Source organism: Aromatoleum sp. (assembly GCF_035254505.1).
In the GTDB taxonomy this organism is placed as follows: Bacteria; Pseudomonadota; Gammaproteobacteria; order Burkholderiales; family Rhodocyclaceae; genus Aromatoleum.
On sequence record NZ_DATFAO010000017.1, the window covers coordinates 182,917 to 195,687 of the forward strand.

The 12,771-nt window shown below is 66.9% G+C and carries 14 protein-coding genes; 6 read left to right on the forward strand and 8 right to left on the reverse strand.

Annotated elements, in window-relative coordinates; genetic code table 11:
• Genes VJ673_RS03270 through VJ673_RS03285 form a run of 4 tightly spaced genes read left to right on the forward strand, consistent with a single transcriptional unit; the run spans position 1 to position 4,365 of the window.
• Positions 1–789 (forward strand): C39 family peptidase, encoded by a 789-nt coding sequence (locus VJ673_RS03270; protein ID WP_324124595.1) that lies wholly within the window; start codon positions 1–3, stop codon positions 787–789.
• Positions 786–2,246 (forward strand): RimK family ATP-grasp domain-containing protein, encoded by a 1,461-nt coding sequence (locus tag VJ673_RS03275; RefSeq protein ID WP_324124596.1) that lies wholly within the window; start codon positions 786–788, stop codon positions 2,244–2,246. The genes VJ673_RS03270 and VJ673_RS03275 overlap by 4 nt, the downstream gene beginning before the upstream one ends.
• Entirely contained in the window at positions 2,243–3,508 is a 1,266-nt protein-coding gene (locus VJ673_RS03280; protein ID WP_324124597.1) for a carboxylate-amine ligase, read from the forward strand. Before VJ673_RS03275 ends, VJ673_RS03280 begins: the two co-directional genes overlap by 4 nt.
• A complete protein-coding gene (locus VJ673_RS03285; protein WP_324124598.1) occupies positions 3,508–4,365 on the forward strand; it encodes an N-formylglutamate amidohydrolase in 858 nt (285 codons plus the stop codon). The genes VJ673_RS03280 and VJ673_RS03285 overlap by 1 nt, the downstream gene beginning before the upstream one ends.
• A 37-nt stretch (positions 4,366–4,402) precedes the next feature.
• Here VJ673_RS03285 and VJ673_RS03290 read toward each other — a convergent pair whose 3' ends face one another.
• Positions 4,403–5,197, reverse strand: coding sequence for a hypothetical protein (locus tag VJ673_RS03290; RefSeq protein ID WP_324124599.1), 795 nt, complete (start codon positions 5,195–5,197; stop codon positions 4,403–4,405).
• A 262-nt stretch (positions 5,198–5,459) separates the two neighbouring features.
• Between VJ673_RS03290 and VJ673_RS03295 the strand changes: the two genes are divergently transcribed.
• Positions 5,460–6,008 (forward strand): hemerythrin domain-containing protein, encoded by a 549-nt coding sequence (locus VJ673_RS03295; protein ID WP_324124600.1) that lies wholly within the window; start codon positions 5,460–5,462, stop codon positions 6,006–6,008.
• Positions 6,009–6,042: 34 nt separating this feature from the next.
• Here the strand turns inward: VJ673_RS03295 and VJ673_RS03300 are convergent, their stop codons facing one another.
• The 5 genes from VJ673_RS03300 to VJ673_RS03320 all read right to left on the reverse strand — a co-directional run bounded on the left by VJ673_RS03300 (position 6,043) and on the right by VJ673_RS03320 (position 9,698).
• Positions 6,043–6,423, reverse strand: coding sequence for a four-helix bundle copper-binding protein (locus tag VJ673_RS03300; protein ID WP_324124601.1), 381 nt, complete (start codon positions 6,421–6,423; stop codon positions 6,043–6,045).
• Positions 6,424–6,565: 142 nt separating this feature from the next.
• A complete protein-coding gene (locus VJ673_RS03305) occupies positions 6,566–7,441 on the reverse strand; it encodes an SDR family oxidoreductase (RefSeq protein ID WP_324124602.1) in 876 nt (291 codons plus the stop codon).
• A 37-nt stretch (positions 7,442–7,478) separates the two neighbouring features.
• Positions 7,479–7,715, reverse strand: a complete 237-nt coding sequence (locus tag VJ673_RS03310; protein ID WP_324124603.1) for a hypothetical protein — start codon at positions 7,713–7,715, stop codon at positions 7,479–7,481.
• Positions 7,716–7,741: 26 nt separating this feature from the next.
• Complete coding sequence (locus VJ673_RS03315) at positions 7,742–8,488, reverse strand: ferritin-like domain-containing protein (RefSeq protein ID WP_324124604.1); 747 nt, start codon at positions 8,486–8,488, stop codon at positions 7,742–7,744.
• A 49-nt stretch (positions 8,489–8,537) separates the two neighbouring features.
• Entirely contained in the window at positions 8,538–9,698 is a 1,161-nt protein-coding gene (locus VJ673_RS03320; protein ID WP_324124605.1) for a hypothetical protein, read from the reverse strand.
• 231 nt (positions 9,699–9,929) lie between these two features.
• On the opposite strand from VJ673_RS03320, the gene VJ673_RS03325 reads away from it, so the two are divergent.
• Positions 9,930–10,973 carry a glycosyltransferase family 9 protein gene (locus tag VJ673_RS03325; protein WP_324124606.1) on the forward strand — a complete coding sequence of 348 codons (1,044 nt, stop codon included), beginning with the start codon at positions 9,930–9,932 and terminating at the stop codon, positions 10,971–10,973.
• Positions 10,974–10,997: 24 nt separating this feature from the next.
• Here VJ673_RS03325 and VJ673_RS03330 read toward each other — a convergent pair whose 3' ends face one another.
• Together VJ673_RS03330 and VJ673_RS03335 are read right to left on the reverse strand one after the other, a co-directional pair.
• Positions 10,998–12,437, reverse strand: a complete 1,440-nt coding sequence (locus VJ673_RS03330) for a DUF4254 domain-containing protein (protein ID WP_324124607.1) — start codon at positions 12,435–12,437, stop codon at positions 10,998–11,000.
• A complete protein-coding gene (locus VJ673_RS03335) occupies positions 12,430–12,735 on the reverse strand; it encodes a DUF2795 domain-containing protein (protein ID WP_324124608.1) in 306 nt (101 codons plus the stop codon). Before VJ673_RS03335 ends, VJ673_RS03330 begins: the two co-directional genes overlap by 8 nt.
• Between the last annotated feature and the right edge of the window lie 36 nt (positions 12,736–12,771).

Here is a 12,771-nt window from a genome sequence, read left to right on the forward strand (position 1 = left end):
ATGCTGCCGAACTTATTGCGGCTGCCCCTTTACATGCTGCCCCAGCCCACGGAGACGACCTGCGGGCCGACCTGCCTGCATGCCGTGTATCGTTACTGGGGTGACGACGCGAAGCTGCAGGACGTGATTGGCCGCACGCGCGCCTTGCAGCATGGTGGCACCTTCGCGGTCTTCCTCGCCTGCGACGCCCTGACCCACGGCTACGCGGCGACGATCTACACCTACAACCTGACGGTCTTCGATCCGACGTGGTTCCGGCGGCCTCGCATGGACATCGCCGAGCGTCTGCGCGTGCAGTTGGAGGTCAAGGACGACCCGCGCCTGCAGCACGCGACAGAGGGTTACCTCGAATTCCTGCGCCTCGGCGGCCACTTGCGCTTCACGGACCTCTCGCCGCCCTTGATCCGCGGCCTGCTGCGCCGGCGCAAGCCCATCATCACCGGGCTGAGTTCCACCTTCCTGTATCGCGTGGCCCGCGAGTACGGTCCGACGGACATCGTCGATGACGTGCGCGGCACGCCCTCGGGTCACTTCGTCGTCATTTCCGGCTACGACCGGCCGCAGCGCAAGCTGCTCGTCGCCGACCCTTATGGGCCGCATCCGTACGGCGGCACGCGCGACTACTGGATTCGCATGGACCGCGTCTTCAACGCGATCCTCCTCGGCATCGTGACGCACGACGCCAACCTGCTCGTGCTCGCACCGCGCAAGAGCGAGGACGCCGAAGGCGAGGATGCCGAGGATGCCGATGGGGCGGATGAAAAGGACATCGAAGGAGGCAGCGGATGAGTACGCTGATCGTCGTCGAGGATCCGGGGGATTGGCCGGTGGGCGGAGACGGCGTCACCGTCGTTCCCGCCCGGAGCTATCTCATCGATCCGACCTACGGTGAGGACAAGGCCGCGCGCGTCTTCAACCTGTGCCGCTCGTACCGATACCAGAGTCTCGGCTATTACGTTTCGCTGCTCGCCGACGCCCGCGGCCACCGTCCCTGGCCCCGCGCCGGCACGATCGAGGACATCCAGTCCCAGCACCTCGGCCAGGTGCTGATCGCCAGCCTCGCCCAGCTCATCGACCAATCGCTGGAACCGCTGAAGACGGACCACTTCGAGCTCAGCGTCTATTTCGGCCGCAACGTCGCCCAACGCTACAACGTGCTCGCCGAGCAACTCTTCCAGCTGCTGCAGGCGCCGCTGCTGCACCTGGACTTCGAGCGCACGGGCGGTCATTGGCATGCGCGTCGCGTCAGCTTGGTGGGGATCGGCGAAGTGCCCGACATCCATCGCCAATTCATGTTCGACGCGGCCACCGGCTATTTCGCGACCCGCGTCCGCCCGCCCGACGGCCGCCCGGCGCGCCAGTACGCGCTCGCGATCCTGCACAACCCCGAGGGCACGCATCTGCCGTCGAATCCGGAGGCGCTGGCGAAATTTGCCGACATGGGCGAAGCACTCGGGATGCGGGTCGAGTTCATCACGCCGGCGGACTATGAACGGGTGCCGGAATTCGATGCGCTGTTCATCCGCGACACCACCTTCGTGCACCACTACACCTACCGCTTTTCGCGGCTGGCGCAGAGCGAGGGCCTCGTGGTCATCGACGATCCGGAGTCGATCCTGAAGTGCAACAACAAGGTCTATCTGGCCGAAATGCTCTCCCACCACAACCTGCCCGTGCCGCGCACGCTGCTGATCCATCGCGACAACATCGACCAGGTCGTGCCGCTGCTGGCGCTGCCCTGCGTGCTCAAGCAGCCCGACAGCTCGTTCTCGTCGGGCGTCGACAAGGTGGAGACGGAACCGCAACTGCGCGAGAAGGTCGCCTCGCTGCTCGACCATTCGGATCTGATCGTCGCGCAGGAATGGTTGCCGACGGAGTTCGACTGGCGCATCGGCATCCTCGACCGGCGCGTGATCTTCGTCTGCAAGTACTACATGGCCGAAGGGCACTGGCAGATCATCGACCACGACGGTGAGCGCGAAGGGCGCACTGAGGCGCTCGCGGTGGGCGAGGCGCCGCCCGAGGTCGTGGAGATCGCGCTGCAGGCGGCCAATCTGATCGGCGACGGTTTCTACGGCGCCGACATCAAGCAGATCGGCAATCGCTGCTGCATTATCGAAATCAACGACAACCCCAATGTCGACGCGGGCAACGAGGACGGCGTGCTGCGCGACGCCCTGTATCGCGAAGTCATGGGGGTGTTCCTGCGCCGGCTCGAGCGCCGGCGCGAGCGAGGGGAAGCATGACTCACAAGAGCGTTCGCAGCGACCTGCCAGCCTTTGCCGGCTATGGCGTCGAGATCGAATACATGATCGTCGACCGGGATCACCTCGACATCCGGCCCTTTGCCGACCGGCTCCTCGCCGCCGGCGCCGGTGAGCCGGCCTCCGAGGTCGTCCACGGCAACATGGGGTGGTCCAATGAACTGGCGATGCACCTCATCGAGTTGAAGAACCTTCGGCCCGTCGCGGCGCTGGAGGACCTCGTCGACGCCTTCCACGCGGAAGTGCTCGCTGTTAACGACCTGCTCGCGCCGTTCGACGCATGCCTGATGCCCGGCGGCGTGCACCCGTGGATGGATCCGACGACGGATACGCGCCTGTGGACGCTCGACAACGCGGCGATCTACGCCTGCTTCGACCGGATCTTCGATTGCCGCCGTCATGGCTGGGGCAACCTGCAGAGCATTCACCTGAACCTGCCCTACTCCGGCGACGAGGAGTTCGCGCGACTGCACGCCGCCATCCGTCTTGCGCTGCCCATCCTGCCCGCGCTGGCCGCGAGCTCCCCCTGGGCCGACAAGCGCCCCACCGGTTATATGGACTATCGGCTCGTCGCGTACCGCGATCACCAGAAGCAGGTACCCTCCTCGATGGGCAGCTGCATCCCCGACCCGAGCGCGTCGCCGCGCGAGTATCAGACCCAGGTGCTCGCGCCGATGTACCGCGAGGTGGCGGAATACGGCGCGGTTCCCGGCCAGGGGGACGTGAACACCCTGCGTCATGAATGGCTCAACGTGCGTGCCGCGGCACCGCGCTTTGAACGCAGCGCGATCGAAATCCGCATCCTCGACACCCAGGAATGTCCCTTCGCCGACCTCGCCGTCGCTGCGGCGACAGCGGCGCTCGTGCGTCATCTCTACGACGGGGTGTGTGCGGAACCTGAAGCCGCCGGGCTCGACACGGGCAGGCTGGTCGCGGTGTTCGAGCGCTGCATCCAGGACGCGGAGCGCGCGGACATCGACGACCCCGAGTACCTCGAACTGCTCGGCTGTGGTACCCGGCCGCGGATCGCGACGGAGCTCTGGGCCGGACTGATCGACCGGCTGCAGGCGGACGGCCTGCTTGCCCCGCAGTGGCTGCCGGCGCTGCATCTGATCCTCAACCGCGGGCCGCTGGCGCGTCGCCTCGCCACGGCCCTTGATGATGATCCCGGTTGCCTGCTCGGCGTCTACCGGGAATTATGCGAATGTCTGCACGACAACCATCAATATCCGGGGCCGCGCTAGTGCCGCCACCGCAGCACGGTGGAGGACCGGGGCAGACCGGTGGCACCTTCTTCCTGATCACCTGCGAACACGGCGGCAAGCGCCTTCCCCAGGCCTACGCGCCGCTTTTCGCGGGACGCGAGGCCCTGTTGTCCAGCCATCGCGGCTACGACGCGGGAGCGCTGACGCTGGCACGCGAACTTTCGGACGCGCTGCACGCGCCGCTCGTGTCCGCGACGATCAGCCGGCTGCTCGTCGACCTGAACCGCTCTCCCGGCCATCGCGGCCGCTTCTCCGAGATCACCCGCCCGCTGGGGCGGCGCGAAAGGGCCGAAATCGACGCGGCTTACTACCTGCCGTATCGCCGCCGTGTGGAGCGCATCATCGCCCAGGCCGTCGAGCGCGGCTCCCGCGTCGTGCACATCTCCAGCCACAGTTTCACGCCGGTGATGGACGGACGGGTCCGCACCGCGGACGTGGGTTTCCTGTACGACCCGCACCGGCCCCCCGAAGCGGATCTTTCGCGACATTGGATGGCGGCCCTGGCGCAACGCGATGCGGGATTGCGGCTGCGCCGGAATTACCCGTACACCGGCCGCGCCGATGGTTTCTGTGCGTGGTTGAGGCGCCGTTACGCGCCCGAGGTCTATGTGGGGCTGGAACTGGAAGTGAACCAGCGTCACGTGACGGCGGGCGGACCCGCATGGCGCCAGTTGCGCGGTGATATCGTTGCCGCGCTGCTGCACGCGGTCGACGGCAGGAAGGCGGGGCTCGCGGCAGCCGGATCCGCGGAGCCCGGCCCGGAGCGGAAGGCGGGACAGTCGTCGAAAGGGGCGACTGGCGTACATCGCCAAGCCGCCCCTTCTTCGACTGCGTGATCCTCCGTCCGGGATCGGCCGAGGTTCAGCCGAGGGTTCAACCCGGAGTGGGCACGTGATGGACGGTCGTCCGCGTTTGCACCGCCCGCTGCTCGCCGTAGCGTCCCGGCATCGCACGCCGACGCGCACCGCGCGCACCCACCATCCCGCCAGCCGCGCCCGCGAGCAGGGAGAGCAGCATCGCCGCACTCAGCCATGTGCTGGCGATCGACGCCGCTTGGGCCGCATCTTCGACCCGGTTCGCCTCGGCCGGCGTTTCGGGGCGTCCGCTACGCATCGCCATGGCCCGATCGACCGCCGCCGCAGCCTGGTCCTCGGTCATGCCGAGCCGGTCGCGGAGCACGCTCGTCGCCGTCGTCCGATCGCCGCGTTCGATGCTGGAGAAGAGCTCGGCCACGGCTGATTCGTTGCCCGGCGTCGCCGCGACCGAAGAGGCCGTGTTGAATAGGCCGGTCACCGCATTGCCCGTCACCGAGCCGGTGACGATCGCGAAGAACAGCACGGTCGCGCCCCACGCGACGATGCCGTGCAGTACACCGTCCGTGCTCCGGCGCAGCGACGAACTGCGCGCCGCGACGTATCCGCCGACGAAGGCGGCGATCAGCATGCTCACGGTGTTCCAGACGGCGGCGGCGATCGAGATGCTGTTGCCGTCAGGCCGGGCGCCGGCTCCAAAAGCCGCGAATCCGCCGGCGACCCCGATCAGGGTCAACAGCAGATGGATGCCCACCCCAACCGCGAAACCGGCCACCACGGCACCCCAGCGGATGCCCGTCGGTACAGAAGTGTGTTCCAGCTCGTAAGCCGTCGTTTCTATCGTCCTGGTTTCCATTGCTCATCCTCTCGTTCTGCAGGTAAATGCGGGCCCCGAGGGGCTTATGTAAGCGGGTGCAAGAATCGTTCCGACGCCGGGCGCGGCCCTGCCGCCCCAAGCGGAACGAAATTCTTACGTGTTGCATGTAATTCCTGCATGCATTGGCGGCTGCGCCTCCCGGTCCCGTGTTCGGCGGGCCGGAGGACGTGGAGGCATGACGTTTGCACTGGTGGCCCGCATGTCCGTTGCGGCCGCGGCGGAGGCTTATCACAGGTGTCCAATGACAGAATCCGCTCAGAACGTGCTGGAAGAGTTCCTGGACGAGCATCGCGCCTTGCGCTCGCGTCTCGCGATCCCTGGCCGGGAAGCCGACGATCCGGCCATGCCGTCCCCGGAAGTGACCGCTGCGCTGCGCCGCGAAGTGGATGAACTCGGACGACAGCTCCTGCATCATTCGCGTCTCGAGGGCGAGGTCCTCGAGGCGATGAAGTCCCAAAGCGACTCGCCCACCCAGGGGCTGCCCGAGGCTGGGGCGCGTTGCGAAGCCGCGAGGCAACTCCTCGAGCGCCTGGACGCGCTGTCCTATATTGCCGACGATGCGGCGTTCAACGCCCTCTACAAATTCTTCGCCCGCAGCCTGCAGTCCTATCTCGACGAGATCGAGGCGAGCCTGATCCCCGCCGCTTGCGACAGCCTTGAAGGCGGAGAGCTGAGCTGGCGGGTGCAGGTGGATGCGGAGGAGCATGCGGAATCGATGCCGGCCGCGACGCGTGCCGCGGACGGACGGCTCGATATCGGCACGGGCGAGGACCGCAGCCCGGCGCTCTAGGCGGCCGCCCTCCCGCAGCCTCACCGCTGCGGCTTCACATATCCGTCATCGCCTCGCAAGAATCCTTGCAGCGCCGGCAGGCCTCGATGCACAGCTCCATCTCGTCGAGGTCCTCGCAGCTCGCGATGCAGGCGTCGCAGACATCCGCGCACACCGCGCACATCTGGCGATGGAGCGACGAGCCGGTCGTGAGCACCTCCGCCGCCAGCGCGCAGGTTCGCGCGCAGACGATCATCGTGCGCAGGTGGTCCTCTTCGACGTGCCGCCCTCCCTTGCGCAGGCAGTGACCCGTTGCCATGCCCAGGCACACGAGCTCGCAGGAACGGCAGTTGTCGATGCATTCAGCCATTTCCTCCGACAGTCCCATTTCGCGGGCGAGTTCTGTACCCGCGGGCACCATTCCGCTCGAGTTCATCGATATTCTCCTTAGGTCGGTAATTGCCGGCACGCGCGCGGCACTCCCGCTGTCGGTGCAATCGTCGTTCCGCGAGACCGGGGCGACCGTCGATCAGCACCTCGTAGGGCGGCGATATCGCGTTTCGCAGCCACTCGTCGCCTCAGCCGTTGACGATCTCGCCGCCGTTCGGATGCAGCACCTGCCCGGTCATGTAGCTGGAATCGGAGCTCGCCAGGAAGATGTAGCTGGGGGCGACCTCGTCCGGCTGACCGGGGCGGCCGAGCGGCTCTTTTGCGCCGAAGCTCGCCACTTTCTCCGGCTCGAAGGTCGAGGGGATCAGCGGCGTCCAGATCGGGCCGGGCGCGACGGCATTGACGCGGATGCCCTTCGAGGCCAGCGCCTGCGCGAGCGAACGCGTGAAGGACACGATCGCCCCCTTGGTGGCCGAATAGTCGATCAGGTGGGGGCTGCCGCGATAGGCCGTCACCGAGGTCGTGTTGATGATGCAGGCGCCTTTGCCGAGGTGGGCCAGCGCGCGCTTGGTCAGGTCGAACATCGCGAAGAGGTTCGTTCGGAAGGTGCGTTCAAGCTGTTTGCGCGTGATCCCTTCTAGGCTTTCCTGTGGATGCTGCTCGGCGGCGTTGTTCACGACAATATCGAGCCGGCCGAATTGTTCGATCACCTGTTCGACGACGTTCGCCGTGAAGTCCTCGTCCCCGACGTCGCCTGCAATCCGCAGGCAGCGCGCGCCCTCCGCCTCGATGCTGCGGCAGGTGTCCTCCGCATCCTCGTGCTCTTCGAGGTAGACGATCGCGACGTCGGCGCCCTCCTTCGCAAAGCCGATCGCGACGGCGCGGCCGATGCCGCTGTCGCCGCCCGTGACGATCGCGACCTTGCCTTTGAGCTTGCCCGCGCCCCGGTAGTCCTTCATGTGGTCCTCGGGTTGCGGGGTCATCGGCTCTTCGCGACCCGGCTGGACGTCCTGGTGCTGCGGCGGCAGGGTCTGCTTCTGTTTCTGCCCTTGGTTTTCGCTCATTGCTCGTCTCCCCGTTCCGGGTACCCGTCTCGGGTGCTCAGCGACGCCCGCGCGCGTAGAAGCCCGCGACGGCGCCGATTGCGCTGCCGGCGAGCGATGCGATCGCGAGCGCCGTCCACGGGCGCATCACGACCTGTTCGCGGCAACGCTCGCGCACCGCGGCGAGCCGTTCCTTCGATGCGGGGTGGAATTCGGAATCGTCCTGCGCGGGGTGGCCCGTGTCGCTCGAATACACCTTCACGTCGTGACCATGGATGTCTTGCAGCTCGTTCATCTTGCGTACCTCCTTCTGTTCGCCGCTCAGCCCATTTCGCCGAGCAGCATGGTTTCCAGCCAGCCCTTCACGCGTGTCACGTGTTCGTTCTCGCGTTTGAGCGCCCGCTGGAACTGCGGGAGCAGTGCATCCTGATCCGCCTCCTTGGAGAGGCGGATCAGCAGCGCCCAGCAGGCGCTGTCGAGGAGCTCGGCGCTCAGCATGGCTTCCAGGCACTGGCTGATGGTCGTGCGCGGATCGGTCATCACCTGCATGACCCCGCCGTTGGCGACCGCGGCCACGTCGGCCGACGGCGTCTGCGCCGATGAGTCGGCGCCGAGCGAATCGAGCGCGGACGCGACGATGTGCATGTGCTCCAGCTCCTCGTCGCGGATATGACGCAGGTCGTCCGGCGTGAACGGCAGCGTCACCCGGCCCGCGAGCGCCTCGGTTTTATCGATGAGCGCCTGGTACAGCCGGACGCCGCTACGCTCGAAGCCCAGTCTTTCCCCGAGCTTGTCGACGAGCACCTCGGGCTTCTGCCCACGAAGTTTTGAGATCACGGTATTGAAGGCCCCAGTCAAGGTGCCGGGCATCGGCACCGACCCTACCCCGTCGGCTTCCAGCACATAGGCCGAACGCACGGCCGCGATCGCCTTCCCGTCCGGCATTCCATCCGCTGCCGCAGGCGGCATTGAGGTCTGCTCGTCCGCATACGTCTGCATGATGTGCAGCGCCAGCGGCGAGGTCTGGACCCCTGTGCGGTTGAAGCCGAGTTCGGTGGCGTCTTTCATGATGGTTCCTCAGGATTCGGTCATTGAGAGAAATCGGTAAACGATCCGGCTAGACGCGCACCACCGGCCGATTGAGCTCGGTGCCCGATGTCCAGTGGTAGGAGGTCGCGACCTGCGTGGAGGGCGAGCCGTCGGCGTTGACGCGCTGCCGGTATTCGATCGATGCAGGACTTTCGGCGTCGCGCACGACGAAGTCGGAACCGTTGGCGCGCAAATTCACCTCGTCGGCCAACACATCGCGGACGAACTCGCGCTGGCTGCGGAACTCGACCGGCGCCGGCAGGCCCTCGCCGAGGATCTCGGCCGGGTCCCGCCCCTCGTGGCGCCGGATCAGGTCGGCGACGAAATGCAGGTGGCCGAGCTCGTAATCGCAGAAGCGCTCCCACAGCGCCTTGATCCTCGGATTCGTCTCCGAGCTGAGGCAGCTGTAGTAGCCGTAGACCTCGGCGGCTTCGTGCAGCAGCCACAGTTCGAGGAAGCTCTGGTCGGGGTCGATCAGCGATCCGTACTGCGTGACGTGCTGCTCCTCCACAGAGGCGATCTCGCCGTAGAGCTGGCGCGCGACCGGATCGGCGAAGGTGGGTCCGATGTTCATGTAGTAGTCGTGCGTCTGGTACTCGGCCGCGGTGATCATGTTCGCGTGAAGGCGCGAGATCAGCGCCGCGTTGTGGCCGTGATCCCGGCGCAGGTCGTCCTGCGGCGCGCGGTGTTCCTCCGCGGTGGGCCGTCCCGGCACGATGTCGGTATAGCCCTGAAGGATGTTGTTGGCATCCTTTCCTTCGAGCCGGTCGAGCAGCGCCGAATAGCGGTACAGATGGTCGAAATCCTCCAGCAGGCCGAAGCGATAGACCTGGGCGAGATAGGGATCGGGTTCGCGCTGCGCCACCGCGGCGGTCACCTCGATCGCGACCTGTTCGTAGGCGATCGTCGTTTCCAAGGGAGAATGGTCGGCGGACATCAGCCAGTTCACGGCGGTCGCCTGATGCTGTTCGATGCGGCGGATCTGGGCGAGCGGCAGGCGTAGTTCGCCGTTGAAGCGTGCGCCGATGTGGCTCAGTCGCAAGGCGTCGAGCTCAAGGCCGTTCATGAGGATGACGCGCACGCGGGTGAAGGCGTCGTCGTCCAGCTTGCTGATCGGATTGCCCACCATGTCCTTCCACGTCAGGCATTGTCTTTCCAGCGGCACGCCCTTGTTGTCGAACAGATTCATCGAGTTCTCCTGGATTCCGGCCCGCCTGTAGTGGAAATGCGTCATGCGTCGATCGCTTGCCCCATCGAGTGCAAACCGTGTTCCCGCGCTTGCGGCATGAGGGGTGCCCTGCCGACAGTAGGACTTACACGTGCCTTGGTAATCTTCAAGCCGTTTCGTGCGGGAAAGAGCAATGGAGGAACCCGGCCTTCCGTTTGCTAGGGCGAAGTCCCCCACCCGGAGACTGCGCGCATGAACCGCCCCTTGCTGAAATCGCGGAAGCCCACCAACATCGTCATATTCCGCGCGCTCCAGCTGGGCGACATGCTGTGCGCGGTCCCGGCCCTCAGGGCATTGCGCGGCGCCTGTCCGCAGGCGCGCATCACCCTCGTCGGCCTGCCGTGGGCACAAGCCTTCGCGTCGCGCTACCCGCGCTACATGGACGACTTCGTGTCCTTCCCGGGATTCCCCGGCCTGCCCGAGCGCGTGCCCGACATCGCGGCCTTCCCGAGCTTCCTCGCCGAGATGCAGTCCCGCCGCTTCGACCTGGCGATCCAGATGCACGGCGACGGACGCCTGTCGAACGCGATCGTCGCCTTGTTCGACGCCGAGTTCCAGGCGGGCTTCGGGGCGGCGTCCGCGACCGCGTCTGCGTCGCTGCTGCCCTTTCCGCAGGAGGGACACGAGATCCGCCGCCTCCTCGCGCTCGCAGAGTTTCTCGGCGCGCCGCCCCTGGGCGACGAGCTGGAGTTCCCGCTGACGGCGGAGGATGAGCGTGAACTGGTCGGGAGCGGCCTCGTCGAAGGGCTCACGAGCAGCGGCTACATCTGCCTGCATCCGGGCGCGCGGGCGCCCGAAAAGTGCTGGCCGCCCGAACGTTTCGCGGCGGTCGGCGATGCGCTCCACGAACTGACAGGACTGCCCTTGGTGCTGACCGGGTCCTGCGCCGAAACCGGGCTCACGGCAGCCGTGCGGCGGGCCTTGCACAGCCCCTCAATCGACGCCGCGTCGCCGATCAGCGCGGGCGGCCTCGCGGCGCTGCTCTCGCGGGCCCGACTGCTGGTGACCAACGACACGGGGGTCGCGCACATCGCCGCAGGCCTGCGCCTGCCCAGCGTGATCGTGTTCCGTGCGTCCGAGCTCGCGCGCTGGGCGCCGCTCGACGGCGCGCTGCATCGGACCGTGTGGGCACCGGCGGGGTCCGCCGCCGACGACGGCCTGAGCGATGTGCTGGCGCACGCGCGCGAACTGCTCGCGCAACGCGGCGCGATCCGCAGCACGGCGCCGGCCAGCTGAGCATTCCGGCCGGCGCGCCCGCGCTCAATACTCCAGGCTCAGCACCCGCGGCGCGTCGACCTCACGGCGAGCCACGGTGGTCGGAAGCTCCTGATGGTAGGCGCCCGAGGGGATGATGCCGCAGCCGCCGTGAAGCGCCATGACACGCAGCTGCGCGTACACGTCTTCGCCGCAATGCTCCACAGGAAGCTCGCGCCAGAATTCGAAGCCGCCCGCTTCACGCAGCTTCGCGGTGTCGAACATCACGCAGCCGCCCACCCAGGCGACGCGGTAAAGGCGTTGTCGGCGCGCATCAAGGCCGAGGCGGCTCTGCACGTGGTAGAGATTGGCGGCGCTATGCAGGTGGTGCCGCTCCCACTCCGGGCTGTCCGGCTTCACCGTTTCCGGCTGCACGCGTCCTTCCCAGAACTCGATCTCCTGCTGGCCGGGCCGCTCGTCGCCGGCGAAGCTCATGCCAATCACGGCGCTGCCGACAAAGCCGCAACCCTGTTCGCGGATGGCGGTCAGCAGGCGTTCGACAAGATCGGACTCGATGACGACGTCGTCGTCGAGGAAGAGCGCATAGGGTGCGCGCGACTGACCGAGCAGGAAGTCGCGGTGTTCGGCGAGCCCCCGACGCGGCTCATGCCGATGCAGTTCGACGACGTGGCCTCGCGCGGTGAGCAGGCGGCGCACCGCCAGGACCTCCTTTGAGGCTTGGGCCCTGCACTTCTCGCCCTGATCGGAGATCACGATACGCAAGGGGGCACAGGTTTGGGCGAACAGGGCGGTCAGCGTCACCGCGAGCGCGCCCGGGCGGTCACAAGTCGGGATCAGGACATCGACCGTCGAGGACGCCGCCGTCACGTCGGCGACTCGGCGCCGATAGAGCTCGGGGTTGAGCGTCGGGTCGTTGTACATCTTGAACTGGCGGTAGATCTTGAAGCGCGACGTGCCGCAGCTCGCCTCCCACAGCAGCCGGTCGAGACAGCCGGCGAGGTCGCGGCGCTGTTCGATCAGGACCGCGAGTTTCTCGCGGCAGCGGCGGCGATGATCCTCGTCGGCATCCTCGCGCAGCGTCTGGATCCGCATGTGGTGAATCTTCAGCGCAAGAATCGAAAGCCGGTCGATCATCGCGCCCGCGGTCTCGCTCGCCAAGCGCGCGTCCTGCTTGAGGGGGCGCTGATCCAGCGCTGCGAGCAGGCGCCGGTCAATCGCCTCGGCGGCGTCGTTGCGGCGCTGATTCGTCCGGTCGATGGCCCGCTTGCAGCGCGCGATCTCGGAATCCGGCACGTCGCTGCGGCGCGCCTTGTCTTCCTCGGCCCACAAGGCGGCGTTGCAGCGATGGTTTTCGTCGACCCAGCGCCACAGCTCCGAGTCCGCATGCTCAGGATCGAGCCGCCCGCCCTGGAGCACCCGGTCGTGGAAGTCGGTCAGCGCGCGGCTGTCGAGGACGAAGAGGCTCGGGCTCGTCGTCTTATTCAAGTTTGCCTACCTCATGCGAGATCGACACGGGGCTCTCGTAGCTGCGGTCAGGAATGCTTTCGAGCGCCTCCATGACGAGATCGTCGGCACCCTCGGAGCGGGCTTTTTCGAGGATCTCCTCCTTTTCCACCGGGTAGTCCAGGCCGCCCGGGAACTTCTGGATCTGGACCGGGTTGGGAATGCGCCGCTCCGACTCGCCACGCGACTCATCGCGCGAGTCGTCATGCGAGTTGCGTTTTGCCGAGTCCGGGGACTTGGCGTCTCGCTGTTTGGAGCTCCGGCTCTGTGGGCTGGTCATGATGTCTCTCTCCTGCGATTGCGACGCGGGCGGCGC

Coding starts and splice junctions, on each gene's coding strand:
- VJ673_RS03280 (WP_324124597.1), top strand. CDS start 2,243: ATGACTCACAAGAGCGTTCGCAGCGACCTGCCAGCCTTTGCCGGCTAT.
- VJ673_RS03310 (WP_324124603.1), bottom strand. CDS start 7,715: ATGAACGAGCTGCAAGACATCCATGGTCACGACGTGAAGGTGTATTCG.
- VJ673_RS03305 (WP_324124602.1), bottom strand. CDS start 7,441: ATGAGCGAAAACCAAGGGCAGAAACAGAAGCAGACCCTGCCGCCGCAG.
- VJ673_RS03295 (WP_324124600.1), top strand. CDS start 5,460: ATGACAGAATCCGCTCAGAACGTGCTGGAAGAGTTCCTGGACGAGCAT.
- VJ673_RS03325 (WP_324124606.1), top strand. CDS start 9,930: ATGAACCGCCCCTTGCTGAAATCGCGGAAGCCCACCAACATCGTCATA.
- VJ673_RS03300 (WP_324124601.1), bottom strand. CDS start 6,423: ATGAACTCGAGCGGAATGGTGCCCGCGGGTACAGAACTCGCCCGCGAA.
- VJ673_RS03290 (WP_324124599.1), bottom strand. CDS start 5,197: ATGGAAACCAGGACGATAGAAACGACGGCTTACGAGCTGGAACACACT.
- VJ673_RS03315 (WP_324124604.1), bottom strand. CDS start 8,488: ATGAAAGACGCCACCGAACTCGGCTTCAACCGCACAGGGGTCCAGACC.
- VJ673_RS03270 (WP_324124595.1), top strand. CDS start 1: ATGCTGCCGAACTTATTGCGGCTGCCCCTTTACATGCTGCCCCAGCCC.
- VJ673_RS03320 (WP_324124605.1), bottom strand. CDS start 9,698: ATGAATCTGTTCGACAACAAGGGCGTGCCGCTGGAAAGACAATGCCTG.
- VJ673_RS03335 (WP_324124608.1), bottom strand. CDS start 12,735: ATGACCAGCCCACAGAGCCGGAGCTCCAAACAGCGAGACGCCAAGTCC.
- VJ673_RS03275 (WP_324124596.1), top strand. CDS start 786: ATGAGTACGCTGATCGTCGTCGAGGATCCGGGGGATTGGCCGGTGGGC.